17 protein-coding genes are annotated in these 16773 nt (G+C 67.9%); 14 read left to right on the forward strand and 3 right to left on the reverse strand.

Features of this window, described 5'->3' with window-relative positions; translation table 11 throughout:
• The first annotated feature begins 43 nt into the window (after positions 1–43).
• The 7 genes from FAZ98_RS06615 to FAZ98_RS06645 all read left to right on the forward strand — a co-directional run bounded on the left by FAZ98_RS06615 (position 44) and on the right by FAZ98_RS06645 (position 6638).
• Entirely contained in the window at positions 44–832 is a 789-nt protein-coding gene (locus FAZ98_RS06615; RefSeq protein ID WP_158949903.1) for a TIM barrel protein, read from the forward strand.
• A gap of 51 nt (positions 833–883) precedes the next feature.
• Positions 884–1852, forward strand: coding sequence for a sugar kinase (locus FAZ98_RS06620; RefSeq protein WP_158949905.1), 969 nt, complete (start codon positions 884–886; stop codon positions 1850–1852).
• An 85-nt stretch (positions 1853–1937) separates the two neighbouring features.
• Positions 1938–3221 carry an MFS transporter gene (locus FAZ98_RS06625; RefSeq protein WP_158949907.1) on the forward strand — a complete coding sequence of 428 codons (1284 nt, stop codon included), beginning with the start codon at positions 1938–1940 and terminating at the stop codon, positions 3219–3221.
• A gap of 30 nt (positions 3222–3251) precedes the next feature.
• The gene (locus tag FAZ98_RS06630; RefSeq protein ID WP_158949909.1) at positions 3252–4217 is read left to right on the forward strand and encodes a 2-hydroxyacid dehydrogenase; all 966 of its coding nucleotides are present in this window, start codon (positions 3252–3254) and stop codon (positions 4215–4217) included.
• Positions 4214–5290 (forward strand): LacI family DNA-binding transcriptional regulator, encoded by a 1077-nt coding sequence (locus FAZ98_RS06635; protein ID WP_158949911.1) that lies wholly within the window; start codon positions 4214–4216, stop codon positions 5288–5290. Before FAZ98_RS06630 ends, FAZ98_RS06635 begins: the two co-directional genes overlap by 4 nt.
• Before the next feature lie 145 nt (positions 5291–5435).
• Positions 5436–6245, forward strand: coding sequence for a YhfC family intramembrane metalloprotease (locus FAZ98_RS06640; protein WP_158949913.1), 810 nt, complete (start codon positions 5436–5438; stop codon positions 6243–6245).
• A gap of 27 nt (positions 6246–6272) precedes the next feature.
• Complete coding sequence (locus tag FAZ98_RS06645; RefSeq protein WP_158949915.1) at positions 6273–6638, forward strand: DUF3022 domain-containing protein; 366 nt, start codon at positions 6273–6275, stop codon at positions 6636–6638.
• A gap of 56 nt (positions 6639–6694) precedes the next feature.
• Here the strand turns inward: FAZ98_RS06645 and FAZ98_RS06650 are convergent, their stop codons facing one another.
• Positions 6695–7129, reverse strand: a complete 435-nt coding sequence (locus tag FAZ98_RS06650; RefSeq protein WP_158949917.1) for a PGDYG domain-containing protein — start codon at positions 7127–7129, stop codon at positions 6695–6697.
• Positions 7130–7335: 206 nt separating this feature from the next.
• A complete protein-coding gene (locus FAZ98_RS06655) occupies positions 7336–7917 on the reverse strand; it encodes a Spy/CpxP family protein refolding chaperone (RefSeq protein WP_158949919.1) in 582 nt (193 codons plus the stop codon).
• 271 nt (positions 7918–8188) lie between these two features.
• Here FAZ98_RS06655 and FAZ98_RS06660 point away from each other — a divergent pair, with 271 nt between their 5' ends.
• Together FAZ98_RS06660 and FAZ98_RS06665 are read left to right on the forward strand one after the other, a co-directional pair.
• The gene (locus FAZ98_RS06660; RefSeq protein ID WP_158949921.1) at positions 8189–8653 is read left to right on the forward strand and encodes an Lrp/AsnC family transcriptional regulator; all 465 of its coding nucleotides are present in this window, start codon (positions 8189–8191) and stop codon (positions 8651–8653) included.
• 200 nt (positions 8654–8853) lie between these two features.
• Positions 8854–9957: a saccharopine dehydrogenase family protein gene (locus FAZ98_RS06665; RefSeq protein ID WP_158949923.1), complete on the forward strand. Its 1104-nt coding sequence runs from the start codon at positions 8854–8856 to the stop codon at positions 9955–9957.
• 1 nt (position 9958) lies between these two features.
• Here the strand turns inward: FAZ98_RS06665 and FAZ98_RS06670 are convergent, their stop codons facing one another.
• Positions 9959–10552, reverse strand: coding sequence for an AAA family ATPase (locus FAZ98_RS06670; protein ID WP_158949925.1), 594 nt, complete (start codon positions 10550–10552; stop codon positions 9959–9961).
• Between the two features lie 192 nt (positions 10553–10744).
• On the opposite strand from FAZ98_RS06670, the gene FAZ98_RS06675 reads away from it, so the two are divergent.
• The 5 genes from FAZ98_RS06675 to FAZ98_RS06695 all read left to right on the forward strand — a co-directional run bounded on the left by FAZ98_RS06675 (position 10745) and on the right by FAZ98_RS06695 (position 16649).
• Positions 10745–11170 carry a hypothetical protein gene (locus tag FAZ98_RS06675; RefSeq protein WP_158949927.1) on the forward strand — a complete coding sequence of 142 codons (426 nt, stop codon included), beginning with the start codon at positions 10745–10747 and terminating at the stop codon, positions 11168–11170.
• 196 nt (positions 11171–11366) lie between these two features.
• Positions 11367–12344: a magnesium/cobalt transporter CorA gene (corA, locus tag FAZ98_RS06680; protein WP_158949929.1), complete on the forward strand. Its 978-nt coding sequence runs from the start codon at positions 11367–11369 to the stop codon at positions 12342–12344.
• Between the two features lie 277 nt (positions 12345–12621).
• A complete protein-coding gene (locus FAZ98_RS06685) occupies positions 12622–13584 on the forward strand; it encodes a sugar ABC transporter substrate-binding protein (protein ID WP_158949931.1) in 963 nt (320 codons plus the stop codon).
• Positions 13585–13854: 270 nt separating this feature from the next.
• The gene (locus FAZ98_RS06690; protein ID WP_158949933.1) at positions 13855–15597 is read left to right on the forward strand and encodes a sugar ABC transporter ATP-binding protein; all 1743 of its coding nucleotides are present in this window, start codon (positions 13855–13857) and stop codon (positions 15595–15597) included.
• Complete coding sequence (locus tag FAZ98_RS06695) at positions 15594–16649, forward strand: ABC transporter permease (protein WP_158949935.1); 1056 nt, start codon at positions 15594–15596, stop codon at positions 16647–16649. Before FAZ98_RS06690 ends, FAZ98_RS06695 begins: the two co-directional genes overlap by 4 nt.
• Positions 16650–16773 lie beyond the last annotated feature (124 nt).

Raw genomic sequence — 16773 nt, forward strand, 5'->3', positions numbered from 1 at the left:
GCAGGCGGCGGGCGGCAATTGAAACTGAAGTGGAACCGAGGCAATGGCGGAAGTCGCAATCGTGGCGAGCGCGTTTGGCGCGCAATCAATCTGGCGTGACGGCCACGCGGCGTGGAGCATCCCGGCGCGGCGCGCGGGCGCGCAGGCATTCGAAGTGCGGCGCGAGCTGATGGAAGACGCCGCGGCGGTCCCCGAGGCGCTGCTCGCGCTCGGCACGGCGCTGGCTCGCGAGGGCCTGTGGCGTGTCTGGTCGACGCCCGATTCGCTCTACGACGACGCGGGCGCGCTCGACGAAACGGCGCTGCGCGCGGCCATCGCGGCCGGCCGCGCGCTCGGCGCGCGCATCGTCAAGCTGCAACTGGGCGGCTTCGCGGGCGAAGCGCACGCCGCGCGGCTCGTGGCCGTGCTCGAAGCATGCGGTGCGCGCACGGGCGACGTGGGCGACGGACCGCGCGTGGTCGTGGAGAACGGTCAACTCGAACAAGGCGGGCGCCTCGCCCAGTTCACGGGCCTGTTCAACGCGCTGCGCGACAGCGGCGCGGCGGGCGTGATCGGCATGACCTTCGACATCGGCAACTGGCAATGGCCCGGCGAGCCGCCGCTGCTCGCGGCCGCCGCGCTCGCGCCGCACGTCGAATACATCCATTGCAAGGCCGTGGCGGGCGAGGGCGCGCGACGCTTCGCCGCCGCGCCTTGCGACGACGACATGACCTTGCGCGCCGCGCTCGCGCTGCTGCCAACGCACGTGCCGCGCGGCATCGAGTTTCCGTTCGATCCCGCGCGCCTCGACGCGGACGCCGCGCATTACGTCGAATGGCTCGGCGCGGCCTGAGCGCGGCACGATCCGCATCGACTTATTTTTGATTTAGCAGGAACGCATGCCATGAACGACTCCCTCGATGTCATGACCTACGGCGAAGCGATGGCGATGTTCGTCGCCACCGAGGCCGGCCCGCTCGCCCAGGTCGGGCAGTTCACGAAGCGCGCGGCGGGCGCCGAGTTGAACGTGGCGACGGGGCTCGCGCGCCTCGGCTTCAAGGTGGGCTGGATGAGCCGCGTGGGCGCCGATTCGTTCGGCCAGTTCGTGCGCGACGTGCTGGCGCACGAGGGCATCGACGCGCGCTGCGTGACCACCGACCCGCGTTATCCGACCGGCTTCCAGCTCAAGTCGAAAAACGACGACGGCAGCGACCCGGCGATCGAATATTTCCGCAGCGGCTCGGCCGCGAGCCGGCTCTCGCTCCACGACTATCGCGACGACTACGTGCTGGGCGCGCGCCATCTGCATTTGAGCGGCGTGGCGCCCGCGATTTCGGCGTCGTCGCGCGAACTCGCGTTCAAGCTCGCGCGCGAGATGCGCGCCGCGGGCCGCACGATCACGTTCGACCCGAACCTGCGCCCGACGTTGTGGGGCTCCGAAGCCGAGATGGTCGCGACGCTCAACGAACTTGCCGGGTTCGCCGACTGGGTGCTGCCCGGCGTGGGCGAAGGCCGCGTGCTCACGGGCTCCGACGATCCCGCCGTCATCGCGCGCTTCTATCTGGAGCGCGGCGCGCGCGGCGTGATCGTCAAGCTGGGCGCCCAGGGCGCGTACCACGCCACCGCCGACGGCGCGCATGGCCACGTGGCGGCGGCGCGCGTCGAGCGCGTGGTCGACACGGTCGGTGCTGGCGACGGCTTCGCGGTGGGCGTGGTGAGCGCGCTGCTCGAAGGCCGCACGGTCGCGCAGGCGGTCGCGCGCGGCAATCGCATCGGCGCGCTGGCCGTGCAGGTGATCGGCGATTCGGAAGGCTTGCCGACGCGCGCGCAGCTCGACGCGATGGAAGCGGACGTGACGGCTTTGTCGGCTTAACTCACTTCACGCTGGCAGGCAGAAGCGCAGGAACAGGCAGGAACAGGCGGGAACCCGCAGGAACAAACCGGAGAAGGAGACACAGATGACCACCAACTCGCTCGCACCGCGCCGCTGGTGGGCGATCATGCCCATCGTGTTCATCACGTACAGCCTCGCGTATCTCGATCGCGCGAACTACGGCTTCGCCTCGGCGGCCGGCATCAATCGCGATCTCGGCATCAGCCCGGGACTCTCTTCGCTGATCGGCGCGCTGTTCTTCCTCGGCTATTTCTTCTTCCAGCTGCCGGGCGCCGTGTACGCCGAGCGCCGCAGCGTGCGCAAGCTCGTGTTCGTGAGCCTCGTGCTGTGGGGCGGCTGCGCCGCGCTCACGGGCGTGGTCACGAATATTCCCTCGCTCATGGCGATCCGCTTCGTGCTGGGCGTGGTCGAGGCCGCCGTGATGCCGGCCATGCTCATCTACATCAGCAACTGGTTCACCAAGACCGAGCGCTCGCGCGCCAACACCTTCCTGATCCTCGGCAATCCCGTCACGGTGCTGTGGATGTCGGTGGTGTCGGGCTATCTCGTGCACGCGTTCGGCTGGCGCCACATGTTCATCGCCGAAGGTGCGCCCGCCGTGATCTGGGCCGTCTGCTGGTGGTTCCTCGTGCGCGACAAGCCCGCCCAGGTGACGTGGCTCGCGGAAGACGAAAAGCGCGCGCTCGACGCCGCCATGCGCGCCGAGCAAGCCGCCATCAAACCGGTGCGCAACTACGCCGAAGCGTTCCGCACGCCCGCCGTGATGCTGCTTTCGGCGCAATATTTTTGCTGGAGTATCGGCGTGTACGGCTTCGTGCTGTGGCTGCCCTCGATCGTGAAGAACGGCTCGGCGCTCGGCATGGTCGAAACCGGCTGGCTCACCGCGCTGCCGTATCTCGCGGCCACCATCGCCATGCTCGCCGCCTCGTGGGCGTCGGACAAACTCGACAATCGGCGCGCCTTCGTCTGGCCGTTCCTGCTGATCGGCGCGCTCGCGTTCGCCGCTTCCTACGCGCTGGGCGCCGCGCACTTCTGGATCTCGTACGTGCTGCTCGTGGTCGCGGGCGCGGCCATGTACGCGCCGTACGGCCCGTTCTTCGCGATCGTGCCGGAACTGCTGCCGAAGAACGTCTCGGGCGGGGCCATGGCGCTCATCAACAGCATGGGCGCGCTCGGCTCGTTCGTGGGCTCCTACGTGGTCGGCTACCTCAACGGCGCGACCGGCTCGCCTGCGGCATCCTATGCGTTCATGAGCGCGGCGCTCGTGGTTTCGGTGGGCCTGACGCTTGCGGTCAAGCCGCAACGCGAAGCGCGCCACGGCTATGTCGCGCCGATTCACGGAAAATAACGCCTTCAATCTCATCGAGCACGCCGACCCATGAAGCAGAAAATCGTTGTCTACAAACCCGTTCCCGACGATGTCGCCGCGTATCTACGCGAGCATGCCGAGGTCGTCGATGTCGACGGTTCGAACGCCCAGGCGCTGGCTGCCGCGCTCAGGGACGCCGACGGCGCGCTCGGCGCCAGCGTCAAGATCACGCCCGCGATGCTCGACGGCACGCGCGTCAAAGCCTTGTCGACGATCTCGGTGGGCTTCGACCAGTTCGACGTGGCCGATCTCACGCGGCGCGGCATCGTGCTCGCGCATACGCCCGACGTGCTCACGGAATCGACCGCCGACACCGTGTTCGCGCTGATCCTCGCGAGCGCGCGCCGCGTGGTCGAACTCGCGGACTGGGTCAAGGCCGGGCACTGGAAAGGCAGCGTCGGGCCGGCGCAATTCGGCGTGGACGTGCAGGGCAAGACGCTCGGCATCGTGGGGCTCGGGCGCATCGGCGGCGCGGTCGCGCGGCGGGCGGCGCTCGGCTTCAACATGCGCGTGCTGTACACGAACCGCAGCGCGAACGAAGCGGCCGAGCGCGACTACGGCGCGCGCCGCGTCGAACTCGACGAACTGCTCGCCACGGCCGATTTCGTCTGCCTGCAGGTGCCGCTCACGGACGCCACGCGTCACCTGATGGGCGCCGCGCAGTTCGCGAAGATGAAGCCGGGCGCGATCTTCATCAACGCGTCGCGCGGCGCGACCGTCGACGAACCCGCGCTGATCGCGGCGCTCGAAGCGCGCACGATACTCGGCGCCGGTCTCGACGTGTTCGCGCAGGAGCCCGTCGATCCGGCTTCGCCGCTGCTGCGCATGCCGAACGTGGTGGCGCTGCCGCATATCGGCTCGGCCACGCACGAAACGCGTCACGCGATGGCGCGCTGCGCGGCGGAAAACCTCGTCGCGGCGCTCGCGGGCACGCTCGCCCACAACGTCGTCAATCGCGAGGTGCTTGCGCGATGAGCGACGGCCCCGAAGGCACCTCGGGCACGGCGGCCGCGCCCGCGAACGCGCCGCGCCGCGCGACGATCAGCGACGTCGCGCGCGAAGCCGGCACCGGCAAGACCAGCATCTCGCGCTATCTGAACGGCGAATTCGGCGTGCTGTCGCCGGACTTGCGCACGCGCATCGAGGCGGCCATCGAGCGCCTCGACTATCGGCCGAACCAGATGGCGCGCGGCCTGAAACGCGGGCGCAACCGTCTGCTCGGGCTGCTGCTCGCCGATCTCGCGAATCCCTATTCGGTGGAAGTGCTGCAAGGCGTGGAGGCCGCGTGCCACGCGCTCGGCTACATGCCGCTGATCTGCCACGCGGCGAACGAAGTCGACATGGAGCGCCGCTATCTGCAACTGCTCACCACTTACCGCGTGGAAGGCGTGATCGTGAACGCGCTCGGCGTGCGCGAGACCATGCTCAAGCCGGTGGGCAGCGGCGGCATTCCGGCGGTGCTGGTGGACCGTACCGTCGACGGTCTCGACGCCGACGTGGTCGGGCTCGACAACGCGGCGGCGGTGCGACTCGGCACGGAACATCTGCTCGCGCGCGGCTACGACGACCTCGTGTTCGTCGTGCAACCGTTCGAGCAGGTGAGTTCGCGGCGCGAGCGCGAGGCGGCGTTTCGCGCGTCCATGCAAGGCACGAAGGGCGCCGCGCGCGGCGCGACCCACGTGCTCGACCTGCACGACGAGGCGACCACGGAAGCCGCGTTGGCCACGCTCGACGCCCATATCGCGCAGGCGGCCGAACGCGGCGCGCGCTGCGCGCTGTTCGCGGCGAACGCGCCGGTGGCGCTGCGGCTCGCGCTGCACCTGAAAGCGGCGCTCGGCGAGCAGTGGCAGCAGCGTGTGGCGCTGATCGCCATCGACGATCCCGAATGGGCCGCGCTCGCCGGCATCACGACGATCCGCCAGCCGACCCGCGAGATCGGCTATCGCGCGGTGGAGTTCCTGCACGAACGCATCGAAGGCGCGGCGCCGGCGGCGCGCGCGGCGGCGTTCGCGGGCGAACTGGTGGTGAGGGCGTCGACATTGGGGTGAGGGCGCGCCAGCCGTGCCGCTCGCCACATCATCCTTGCGGTTTTCCGACGGCACGGCGCGGTCAAGGCTGCGCGCCACCCCCGATATCTGAGATGATTCGGGCTGCGGCGCGCGCCCACGCGTGCCGATCGTCACAAGGAAGCCCATGTCCGTCCCCCCGCTCACGCTGGTCTGCCTGTCGCTCGCGACGCTGTTCGTCGCGCTCCTGCCGATCTCGCTCTACCGGCGCTGGCGCAAGCCGTTCGCGTTCGACTGGCGCGATACGGTCGCGGGCATCGCCGTGTTCGCGCTGTTCGCCACCGTGCTGGAACGTGCGCTCAACGACTACGTGCTGCACGAAAACGCCGATTTCGCGCAAGCGCTCTCGAATCCGGTCGCATTCGTGATCTATGGCGCGCTCGTGGCGGGCGTCTGCGAGGAAGTGGGCCGCTATGTCGCCATGCGCATCATCGCGCGGCGCGCGCCGCGCACGCCCAATGCGCCGCTCGAGGGCAGCGGTCTCGCCTACGGCATCGGCCACGGCGGCGCGGAAGCCTGGTTCGTCGGCGTGCTGGTGCAGTTGCAGTGGATCGTGTTCGCGGTGCTCGCCAATCGCGGCCAGCTCGACCAGCATCTGTCGAATCTCACGATGGATTCGGTGCTGCGCGTGCATCTGATTCTCGCGAGCCTCTCGCCGCTGTTCGCGGGCGTGTTCGCGATCGAACGCATCGCGGCATTCGTGTTCCAGGTGGGCTTGTCGGTGCTGATGTGGCGCGGCGTGCGCGCCGGCTCGAAAAGCATCTTGCCGATTGCCATCGCCGCTCACGCGATCGTCGACGTGCCCGCGGCGATGTATCAGGCCCAGCTCGTGCCGCTCGTCGCCGTGGATACGCTCTACGTGGTGGCGGCCGTGGTCGTCGCCATCGTGCTCTTCAGGACGTGCCGCAGCGAGCGGTCCGTCGCGCGCGCCGTTTAAGCGCTCATCCTTCTTTTTCTGGCATTCATGGAAGCCTATTTGTTCGAATGCGCGAGCCCGGAATTCGACGAGCTCGCCCGCGTCATCGCCGATGTTTTTCCCGAGCAAACGCGCTTTGCCGAGGAACCCGACGAGATCGGCGTGCCGCAACTCGTGGTGCACTGGGTCGCGATGCGCTTCGGTGCGAAGGCGCGCCGCATGGTCCTCACGATCGCGATCGCGCCCGCCGCGCTCGCGCGCTATCGCGCATTGCCGGCGCGCATGCGCGGCCGCAGTTTCGCGGTGCTGCGCGCCTACGTGGAAGCGACGATCGAATCGCTCGAAGAACAGCACGCGAAAGGGGAAGACGTGCCGCGCGAAGTGACCATTCCGCTCGACGAGGAATTCGCGTGATCGATGGGATTTTCGCGCGGCGTCGCGCCTGAAAAACGCGCGCCGCTCAACGAGCGTCAGTCCGCTTGCCGATACACCTTCGCGAAGCGCTCGGCCTTGACGACGCCGTAGTCGCCGGGCGCGTACTGCATCACCCAGTCGCCGGCCGCGCCGGTCAGGCGGTCGCCGCCCGCGGAGCGCAGCAACGTGAAGGGCGCGTCCATGCGTTTGGCCAGGACGACCACGGGCAGGTTGCGATAATCGCCCGCCTCGCCATGCGAAAGCGCGCCTTGCGCAGGCCGATATTTCGCGTCGAAGCGTTCGCGCGACACGACCCAGCGCTCGCCCGTCGCACCGGTGATGATGGCGTCGCCGCTCGCGTAGCGGTTCGGGCCTTCGAGGCTCATCAGTTCGCCCGCCTGCGCCGCGAATGCCACGCTCACGGTTTCGTCCTTGACGACGCGTTGGGCCGCGGCGTCGGCGCTCAGGTCGAGCTGGGTCAGTTCAATCATGGTGGGTGCGGCCTGAATGTGGCCGGAATACGGCCAGAAAAATCGTTGCAAAACAACGTGCTGCAAATAAAACGACGGCCGGGCAATGGTGCCCGGCCGTCGCGCGGTTCGCAAGCGTACCGTGAATCCGGCGGTTGCGCCACGCGTTCGTCGTAACGTCGCGCGGCGGCCGGATCACGCCGGAATCCGGCGTTCGGTCTCGCGGTTTACTGAGCCGCCGGCGTGCTGGCCGGTGCGGCTTCGCTGGCTGCCGCGCCCGCGGCGGGCTTGGCCTTGCTCTTGTGCTTCGGATGCGCCGGCTTCTTGCCAGCCGGGCCGTGGTCGCGGCCGTTGTGGCGGAAGGTCTGGTCGGCGAGCTTCTTCTGCTCCGGCGAGAGGCTCGTGTAGAGCGGCTCGAACGCCGTGACGAGCTTTTGCATGTCTTCGGCGTGGGCCTGCGAGATCTGCGCGTATTGCTTCATGTCGTCGAGCGCGTTACGCGTGTTTTCGCCTTCGGCGCGTTGACGATACAGATCGCCCATGGCCTGGCCGTTGCTGCGCATGACGTCGGCAAAGGCCTTCCACTGCGGTTCCTGCTCCGGCGTGATCTTCAGCTGCGTATGCAGCCACGTGATGCGCTCCTCGACGCGCTGCTGATGCTGCGCGATGCGCACGTCGGCGCTCGATGCGGCGGCGGCGGCCGGTGCCGTTGCGCTTGTCGACGAAGCGGCCGCTGCCGGCGTACCGGATTGAGCGAACGCACCGCTCATGGCGAGCGTGGCGGCAAGGGCGACGAAAGCTTTCTTCATTGTGACTCCTCGAATCGTGTCGTAGCGGGTAGCAGAGCCTGAGCGGCTGCAGGCGGTATTAGTACCACGTTATCGTGTCCGCGCGCCCCGGCTGCGACACTTGCTTACAAACGAAACGCGTGGAAACGCCTTGCGCATAGCGCTTTTTCGCGCGCGACGAGCCGCACCGGTTTGCGCGCAGGGGCTCGCATTGCCTGATTGGGCCAGGCTCGAAGGGCGGGCGATAATGCGGTCATTGCCAGCTTCGGCCACCTGCGCCATTCCATCGACGATGAGACCTCCGCGCCTCGACCAACTCGACGACCTCGATCGCAGCCTCGTCGCGCTGCTGCAGGAAAACGCGCGCGAAAGCGTGGCGAATCTCGCGCGCCGGCTCGGCGTGGCGCGCACCACGGTGCTCGCGCGCATCGCGCGGCTCGAGCGCACCGAGGTCATTGCCGGCTACGGCGTGCGGCTCGGTCAAGACGTGCTCGACGCGAGCCTGCAGGCGTGGGTCGGTCTCATCATCGCGCCGCGCCACGGTCCCGACGTGCAGAAGCGGCTCGGCAAGATGCCCGAGGTGCAACTGCTGTGCGCGGTGAGCGGCGAATACGACTATGTGGCCTGGCTGCGCGCCGATTCGCCCGACCGCCTCAACGACCTGCTCGACATCATCGGCGGCATGCCGGGTGTCGAGCGCACGACCACGTCGATCGTGCTCGCGCGCAAGGTGGATCGCGGCTCCGTCACGGGCTGATAACGGCCTTGTCGCCCGCGCGCGGCATCGATGCTTTTCGACGTACTTCGTCATATCGGCGAAAACTATCGTCAGAATGACGAAAACCGGCGTCGAAACGCATCGTTTTGTGCCTATGATCCGTTTTTGACTCTCCCTAGACTGGAAACGTACGCGGGCCTCGCTCGCGGCGGACCACAGAAAATCAACAGGAGATGTCCATGAAAGTCGCGATCGCAGGCGCCGGTCTTATCGGCCATACCATTGCCCACATGCTGCGCGAAACCGGCGACTACGAAGTGGCCGCATTCGACCGCGACGCCAGGGCGCTCGAGCCGCTCGCCGCGCAGGGCATTCCCACGGCGCGGGTGGATTCCGGCGACGCGGCCGCGCTGCGCGGCGCGCTCGACGGCTACGACGTGCTCGTCAACGCGCTGCCGTATTACCTCGCCGTGAACGTAGCGTCGGCGGCGAAAGGCGCGGGCGTGCATTACTTCGATCTCACCGAGGACGTGCGCGCGACCCACGCGATCCGTGCGCTCGCCGACGGCGCGCGTCACGCGTTCATGCCGCAATGCGGGCTCGCGCCGGGTTTCATCGGCATCGCGGCGCATGCGCTCGCGAGCCGCTTCACCGAGATTCGCGAAGTGAAGATGCGCGTGGGGGCGCTGCCGCAGTTTCCGACCAACGCGCTCAAATACAATCTCACGTGGAGCGTGGACGGTCTCATCAACGAATATTGCCAACCTTGCGAGGCGATCCGCGACGGTCGCGCGCAGTGGGTGCAGCCGCTCGAAGGCCTCGAACATTTTTCGCTCGACGGCGTGGAGTACGAGGCGTTCAACACCTCGGGCGGGCTCGGCACGCTGTGCGAAACGCTCGCGGGCCGCGTGGAGTCGCTCGATTACAAGTCGGTGCGTTACCCGGGGCATCGCGGGCTGATGCAGTTCCTGCTCGAAGACCTGCGCCTCGCGAGCGACCGCGACACGCTCAAGTCGATCCTGCGCCGCGCCGTGCCCGCCACCGAGCAGGACGTCGTCTTGATCTTCATGACCGTCACCGGCATGCGCGACGGCGAACTCGTGCAGGAAGTGTTCACGCGCAAGATCTTCGCGAAAACGGTCTGCGGCGTGCCGATGAGCGCGATCCAGATCACCACGGCCGGTTCGATGTGCGCGGTGCTCGACCTGTTTCGCGAGCAGAAGCTGCCGCAAGCGGGCTTCGTTCGGCAGGAGCAGGTGTCGCTGGAGTCGTTCCTCGCGAACCGTTTCGGGCAGGTGTACGAAGGCGCGACGCTCGACCAGCGCGCCAGGGCGCTGGCTTGACCTACGCCGATGACGTGGCCGCCACGATGCGTTGCAGCAGCGCGTCGTAGTCGGCTGACGTGGGCGCCGTGGTGTCGAACAGCAGCAGACCGTCGAGCGCGTCGCCCGAGGGCATGAAGCGGCGCGCGCGGTACGCGTCCCAATGCGCGAGCTTGTAGGCGTCGGCGGGATGGCCGCGCGCCACGATACGGGCGTGCGCCGTGGCTTCCGCCGTATGCGCCCACACCACGGTCAGCCCGACTTCCGGCGCCACGCCGAGCCAGGCGCGATCGAACAGGCGCCGCTCGCGCACCTCGCGCGACAACGGGCCGATGGCGAGCACGCTCGTACCGAGCGCGAGATTGTCGCGCGCCGTATCGACGAGCCCGAGATATTCCGGGTCGCGCAGATGCTCGAGAAACAGCGGGCTGTCGCGGTCGTTCGGATCCTGGCCGAGCGCGCTCAAGGCCGCCGGGCTCGTGCGGCCGTAGAGCGTGTCTTTGTCGAGCAGGCAGAACGGTTCGCCCGTCGCGCGCGCGAGCGGCGCGAGGAGGCGTTTGGCGAGCGTGGTCTTGCCGCAGCCGGCGTGACCGCAAAAGAACACGAGACGCGTCATGGCCGCCGCGCCTTGCTGGTCAGTGCTCGTATCGTCCAGTCTGGAGTGCGCATCCCGGGCAGGGCTCCTTGTGCGAGGTTACGCGCGCTGGCGCGCAGTCCCGCCAGCTTATCGCACCCATGATGGGCGCAGGCCCGCGCGGTTATCATGGCGCCACACTCGGTCGGGCGATAAAACAAGGGGACAGCGCTTATGCCATCGCGCGCGTTGATCGCAGGTCTGGCCGCGGCGGCGGCTTTGCTCGTGGGCGCGTGCGCCGAGGAGCAGCCGCAACCGCAGCCGTTCAAGCCGGTGCCCGCGGAGCGCCTGCTCGCGCCGGGCCTGACACAGCCGGGCGAGGGGCTCGTGGCCGTGGACGTGCGCCGCGAGCGCACACGCAACGTGATCGTCAAGTTCCGCGACGCGCCCGTGTACCTCGACGGCGAGCGCGTGACCGATCTCATGGACGGCGAGCACGTCACGTTCTATCTCAAGCCGGGCGTGCACCGCATCGGCGTATCGACGCAATTCGATCCCGTGGTCGAACTGCGGTTTCTCGTCGATCCGCGCTACACCAATCGCGCCAGCGTCACATTCGACAAGGATCATCGGATCGGTATCCGGCGGGTCGCGCAGTAATCGATCCGCAAGCCTCGGGCATACGCGGTGCGCCGCCGCCTCGATCTGGCGCCGGCTCCGCACGCGGCGCGCGAGGCGATCCGCGCGAACCGCGCGCCAACCATCTGCAAGCTCCCGGTTAGCCGGACGCCTTACACTTGCCAACCGGTTCAACACGAAGCGGGGCGGGTCCGGCCCGCCGCGCGAAGACTACGACATGCTCATCAACTGCGTCGCGTATCAAGGCGGCAAGAAGCTGGCCGACATTTCGGTCGAGTCCATCAGCGATTATCTGGCGAAGCCCGAGTGCTTCGTCTGGGTGGCGCTCAAGGAGCCCGACGCGGGCGAAATGGCCGCGATGAAGGAAGAATTCGGCCTGCACGATCTCGCCATCGAAGACGTGATGATCGGCAACCAGCGCCCCAAGATCGAGGATTACGGCGACACGCTGTTCAGCGTGATCCACACGATCGAAATGGGCGACGACGGCGAGATCATCCTCGGCCAGGTCAATGTGTTTGCCGGCCCCAATTTCGTGATCTCCGTGCGTCACCGCGCGCTGCAAGGCCTCCAGGACGTGCGCGCCCGCTGCGAGCGCGAGCCCGAATTGCTCCGCGAAGGCTCGGGCTTCGTGCTCTACGCGATCCTCGACAGCATCGTCGACCGCTACGGCCCGGTGCTCGAAACGCTCGCCACCGAGATCGAGGAGCTGGAAGACCGCATCTTCGAGAAGCACGATCTCGCGGGCTCGCGCGCCATCATCGAAGATCTGTATTCGCTCAAGCGCCGCCTCGTGATCCTCGCGCATCACATCACGCCGCTCGTGGACGCCGTCGGCAAGCTCGTGGGCGGCCGCGTGCCGCAGATCTGCGTGGGCATGCAGGCGTATTACCGCGATGTCTACGATCATCTGACTCGCGTTTCCAACATGATCGACGCGCGCCGCGAAATGATCGTCACGGCCATTTCCGTCAATCTCGGCATGATCTCCCTCGCCGAGAACGAGGTGACCAAGCGGCTCGGCTCGTTCGCGGCGCTGTTCGCCGTGCCCACGATGATTGCGGGTATCTACGGGATGAACTTCGAGCACATTCCCGAGCTACATTACAAGTACGGCTACGAAACCTGTCTTGCGATGATGGCCGTCATCGACGTGTTCCTGTTTTTCCTGTTCCGCCGCATCGGCTGGCTCTGACGCGGCGCTGGCGCGTGGCGGGATCGCGCGCGCGTTCTGGTCCGGTCGATCCGGACGGTCCGGTGGGTCGGTTTGCGCCGTCGCGTTCGCCTCGCGCGTCTGCTGCGGCGCGCATCGCGGGCCCCCGGCGTGCTGCGGCGCGGCACGGCGTTGCGCCTTGCCGGCATTGACACCGCGAACGATCAGCGCCGAGAATGAGCCCGCAGCAAACGTTTGCGCATAACCACAAGAACGGTCCCGTCCTTGCGCCGGGGCCCGCCACCCGGAGACAACATCGATGAACTCCCGCATTCGCCGCCGCATTCTCCTCGCCGCCAGCGCGCTCACCACGACCGCGATCACCGGCACCTTGCCGCTCGCCGCGCGCGCGCAAACCGGCCAGAAGCCCAAGGTCGCGCTCGTCATGAAGTCGCTCGCCAACGAGTTCTTCCTCACCATGGAGAACGGCGCGAAGGACTACCAGAAGCACAATGCTTCGCAGTTCGACCTCGTCACCAACGGCATCAAGAACGAAACCGACACTTCCGCGCAGATCCAGATCGTCGAACAGATGATCGTCTCGAAGGTCGACGCCATCGTGCTCGCGCCGGCGGACTCGAAGGCGCTCGTGCCGGTCGTGAAGAAGGCCGTGGACGCGGGCATCATCGTGGTCAACATCGACAACCGGCTCGACCCCGACGTGCTCAAGTCGAAGGACCTGAACGTGCCGTTCGTGGGCCCGGACAACAAGAAGGGCGCGCGGCTCGTGGGCGACTATCTCGCGAAGAAGCTCAAGGCGGGCGATCAGGTCGGCATTGTCGAGGGCGTCTCGACCACGACCAACGCCCAGCAGCGCACGGCAGGCTTCAAGGACGCCATGCAGGCGATCAACGCGAAGATCGTCTCCACCCAGTCGGGCGAATGGGAAATCGACAAGGGCAACGCGGTGGCTTCGGCCATGCTCAACGAGTATCCCGACCTCAAGGCGCTCCTGTGCGGCAACGACAACATGGCGATCGGCGCCGTGTCGGCGGTGCGCGCGGCGGGCAAGCAGGGCAAGGTGTACGTGGTCGGCTACGACAACATCGACGCCATCAAGCCCATGCTCAAGGACGGCCGCGTGCTCGCCACCGCCGACCAGTACGCCGCTAAACAAGCCGTGTTCGGCATCGACACCGCGCTCAAGGCGATCAAGGAACACAAGAAGCAAGCCGAGCTGTCGGGCATCGTCGAAACGCCCGTGGTGCTGGTCACGAAGTAAGTCCGGGGCGGTCCGCGGCGATATTTGAGGGCGCAACTAAACAAACGCTCAAGAATTGCGCCGCGCGGCCGTTATGAGTACCGGGTAGGCCGCATGGGCGGCCGTCGACACCGCAGGACGAGACGGAACATTCGACCTCGCGGCGCGCCGCCCGCCGCCAGCCATACGAGGCCCGCGGCGGCGCGGACCCGCGGTTTGCGCGCGGCTGCCCCGTGCCGGATCATGCCGGCGGGAAGCGCCGGCGGCGCGGCTCGCGACTACAGGATCGTGATGGATGCAATTGCCCCCGAGGTAGCGTCTTCCGCGCCCGCCGTGCTCACGGTGTCCGGCGTGGGCAAGACCTACGAGCAGCCGGTGCTCGCCGACGTCAGCCTTGCGCTGCACGCGGGCGAGGTGCTCGCGCTCACGGGTGAAAACGGCGCGGGCAAGAGCACGCTGTCGCGCATCGTCGCGGGGCTCACGGCGCCCAGCACGGGCGCCATGACGCTGCTGGGCGCGCCTTACGCGCCGGCCAGCCGCCGCGAGGCCGAGGCGCTGGGCGTGCGCATGGTGATGCAGGAACTCAATCTCCTGCCCACGCTGACCGTCGCCGAAAACCTGTTTCTCGACCGCTTGCCGCAGGCGGGGCGGTTGCGCTTTGGCTGGATCGACCGTTCGCGGCTGCGCGCCGACGCGCGCGCGGCGATGGCCCAGGTCGGGCTGGACGCAATCGATCCCGATACGCTCGTGGGCGAGCTCGGCATCGGGCATCAGCAGCTCGTGGAGATCGCGCGCAACCTGATCGGTAGCACGAGCGGCGGATCCGGTGCGTCCGATGGTGAGGCGGCAACCGGATCGGCGGACATGCGCGTGCTGATCCTCGACGAGCCCACGGCCATGCTCACCGGCCGCGAGGTCGAGCTGCTGTTCGAGCAGATCGCGCGGCTCAAGGCGCGCGGCGTGGCGATCGTCTATATCTCGCACCGCCTCGAGGAACTGGAACGCATCGCGCAACGCGTGGCGGTGCTGCGCGACGGCAAGCTCGTCCGCGTGGACGCCATGGCGAACCTCACGCCCGAGCGCATTGTCGCGCTGATGGTCGGGCGCGAGCTGGGCGAGCGCATCGATCTCGGCCAGCGCCGGATCGGCGCGCCCTTGCTGAAGGTCGACGGCCTCACGCGCGGCAAGGTCGTGCGCGAGGTGTCGTTCGAAGTGCGCGCGGGCGAGATTTTCGGCGTCTCGGGGTTGATCGGCGCGGGCCGCACCGAGCTGATGCGGCTCATCTACGGCGCCGACGCGAAGGACGCCGGCAGCGTGGCGCTCGCGCCGCAGCCGGGCGCCGCGCCCGCGACCGTGGAGATCGGCTCGCCCCGCGACGCCGTGAAGCTCGGCATCGCGCTCATCACCGAGGACCGCAAGGGCGAAGGCCTCTTGCTGCCGCAGCCGGTGGCGGCGAACGTGACGCTCGGCAACGTGGGCGCCGTCTCGCGCTACGGCGTGGTGGACGCGGCGCGCGAAAGCACGCTCGCGCGCACGCAGATCGATGCGCTGCGCATTCGCACGGCGGGCCCGGCGCAACCGGTCGGCGAGCTGTCGGGCGGCAATCAGCAGAAGGTCGTGATTGGCCGCTGGCTCGCGCGCGACATCGGTCACCCGTTGCGCGTGGTGCTGTTCGACGAACCGACGCGCGGCATCGACGTCGGCGCGAAGTTCGACATTTATGCGCTGATGGGCGCGCTCGCCCGCGAGGGCCGCGCGCTCGTGGTGGTGTCGAGCGATCTGCGCGAGCTGATGCTGATCTGCGACCGTATCGGCGTGATGTCGGCGGGGCGGATGACGGCGGTGTTCGGCCGCGACGAATGGACCCAGGACAAGCTGCTGGCCGCGGCCTTCGCCGGCTTGCGCGCCGAGGACGCGCTGCTGGCCGACGCCGCGGACCTGCCTGAGATCGATCAGGAGACGAAGCCGGAGCGCAGCGACGCGGCGCGGGACCGGCACGAAGGCCAAGACGGCCCACGAGGGAGCGCTTCATGACGAACGAACCGTTGCGCGGACAACCGGAAGGTGAACGAACCAGTGCGCCCGGCGCGGGCGCGGGCAACACTCCGGCCACCGCGAGCGGCAAGCCCGCCGGCACGCGTTTCGGGCTGTCGAACTATCTGGGTCTCGCGCTCGCGCTGGTCGCGATGATCGTGCTGTTCTCGCTCCTGAGTTCGCACTTTCTTACCTACGATACCTTCAGTACCATCGCGAACCAGATTCCGGATCTCGTGGTGATGTCGGTCGGCATGACGTTCGTGCTCATCATCGCGGGCATCGACCTCTCCGTGGGCTCGGTGCTTGCGCTAGGCGCTTCGGTGGTGAGCGTGGCCGCGCTCAAGTGGGGCTGGGGCGCGTTGCCCGCGGCCGTGGCCGGCCTGCTGGCCGCGGCGGCGACGGGCACGCTCACGGGCGCGGTGACGGTGGGCTGGCGCATTCCGTCGTTCATCGTGTCGCTCGGCGTGCTGGAAGCGGCGCGCGGCCTCGCGTACCAGATGACGAATTCGCGCACGGCGTATATCGGCGATGCGTTCGATTTCCTCTCGAACCCGATCGCGTTCGGCATTTCGCCGGCGTTTTTGATCGCGGTGGCGGTGATGGTGATCGCGCAATTGACGCTCACGCGCACGGTGTTCGGCCGTTATCTGGTGGGTATCGGTACCAACGAGGAAGCGGTGCGGCTCGCGGGCGTGGATCCGCGGCCTTACAAGATCATCGTGTTCGCGTTGATGGGCGCGCTTTCCGGGCTCGCGGCGCTGTTCCAGATCTCGCGGCTCGAAGCCGCCGACCCGAACGCGGGCGTCGGGCTGGAACTGCAGGTGATCGCGGCCGTGGTGATCGGCGGCACGAGTTTGATGGGCGGGCGCGGTTCGGTCATCAGTACGTTTTTCGGCGTGCTGATCATCTCGGTGCTCGCGGCGGGGCTCGCGCAGATCGGCGCGAACGAGCCGACCAAGCGCATCATCACGGGCGCCGTGATCGTGGTGGCGGTCGTGCTCGACACGTATCGCAGCCGGCGCCGGACCCGCAAGGGCAACAGGACATAAGAAGCAAACAGGCAGATGAGGGCGCGGCTCGCAGCAAGGGGCCGTCGAGAGTAATCACCGGAATGTGCGGCGTCTGACTATTCCAACTACGGACGCGCGGCAGGCCGGAAAGCAACAGGCTGGG

The sequence above is a fragment of the Paraburkholderia acidisoli genome, from assembly GCF_009789675.1.
In the GTDB taxonomy this organism is placed as follows: Bacteria; Pseudomonadota; Gammaproteobacteria; order Burkholderiales; family Burkholderiaceae; genus Paraburkholderia; species Paraburkholderia acidisoli.

What these genes read in the sequence shown, in the direction of transcription:
- FAZ98_RS06615 (WP_158949903.1), top strand. Translation starts at nt 44, where the DNA reads ATGGCGGAAGTCGCAATCGTGGCGAGCGCGTTTGGCGCGCAATCAATC.
- FAZ98_RS06640 (WP_158949913.1), top strand. Translation starts at nt 5,436, where the DNA reads ATGTCCGTCCCCCCGCTCACGCTGGTCTGCCTGTCGCTCGCGACGCTG.
- FAZ98_RS06645 (WP_158949915.1), top strand. Translation starts at nt 6,273, where the DNA reads ATGGAAGCCTATTTGTTCGAATGCGCGAGCCCGGAATTCGACGAGCTC.
- FAZ98_RS06685 (WP_158949931.1), top strand. Translation starts at nt 12,622, where the DNA reads ATGAACTCCCGCATTCGCCGCCGCATTCTCCTCGCCGCCAGCGCGCTC.
- FAZ98_RS06665 (WP_158949923.1), top strand. Translation starts at nt 8,854, where the DNA reads ATGAAAGTCGCGATCGCAGGCGCCGGTCTTATCGGCCATACCATTGCC.
- FAZ98_RS06695 (WP_158949935.1), top strand. Translation starts at nt 15,594, where the DNA reads ATGACGAACGAACCGTTGCGCGGACAACCGGAAGGTGAACGAACCAGT.
- FAZ98_RS06635 (WP_158949911.1), top strand. Translation starts at nt 4,214, where the DNA reads ATGAGCGACGGCCCCGAAGGCACCTCGGGCACGGCGGCCGCGCCCGCG.
- corA (WP_158949929.1), top strand. Translation starts at nt 11,367, where the DNA reads ATGCTCATCAACTGCGTCGCGTATCAAGGCGGCAAGAAGCTGGCCGAC.
- FAZ98_RS06630 (WP_158949909.1), top strand. Translation starts at nt 3,252, where the DNA reads ATGAAGCAGAAAATCGTTGTCTACAAACCCGTTCCCGACGATGTCGCC.
- FAZ98_RS06655 (WP_158949919.1), bottom strand. Translation starts at nt 7,917, where the DNA reads ATGAAGAAAGCTTTCGTCGCCCTTGCCGCCACGCTCGCCATGAGCGGT.
- FAZ98_RS06660 (WP_158949921.1), top strand. Translation starts at nt 8,189, where the DNA reads ATGAGACCTCCGCGCCTCGACCAACTCGACGACCTCGATCGCAGCCTC.
- FAZ98_RS06650 (WP_158949917.1), bottom strand. Translation starts at nt 7,129, where the DNA reads ATGATTGAACTGACCCAGCTCGACCTGAGCGCCGACGCCGCGGCCCAA.
- FAZ98_RS06670 (WP_158949925.1), bottom strand. Translation starts at nt 10,552, where the DNA reads ATGACGCGTCTCGTGTTCTTTTGCGGTCACGCCGGCTGCGGCAAGACC.
- FAZ98_RS06675 (WP_158949927.1), top strand. Translation starts at nt 10,745, where the DNA reads ATGCCATCGCGCGCGTTGATCGCAGGTCTGGCCGCGGCGGCGGCTTTG.
- FAZ98_RS06625 (WP_158949907.1), top strand. Translation starts at nt 1,938, where the DNA reads ATGACCACCAACTCGCTCGCACCGCGCCGCTGGTGGGCGATCATGCCC.
- FAZ98_RS06620 (WP_158949905.1), top strand. Translation starts at nt 884, where the DNA reads ATGAACGACTCCCTCGATGTCATGACCTACGGCGAAGCGATGGCGATG.
- FAZ98_RS06690 (WP_158949933.1), top strand. Translation starts at nt 13,855, where the DNA reads ATGGATGCAATTGCCCCCGAGGTAGCGTCTTCCGCGCCCGCCGTGCTC.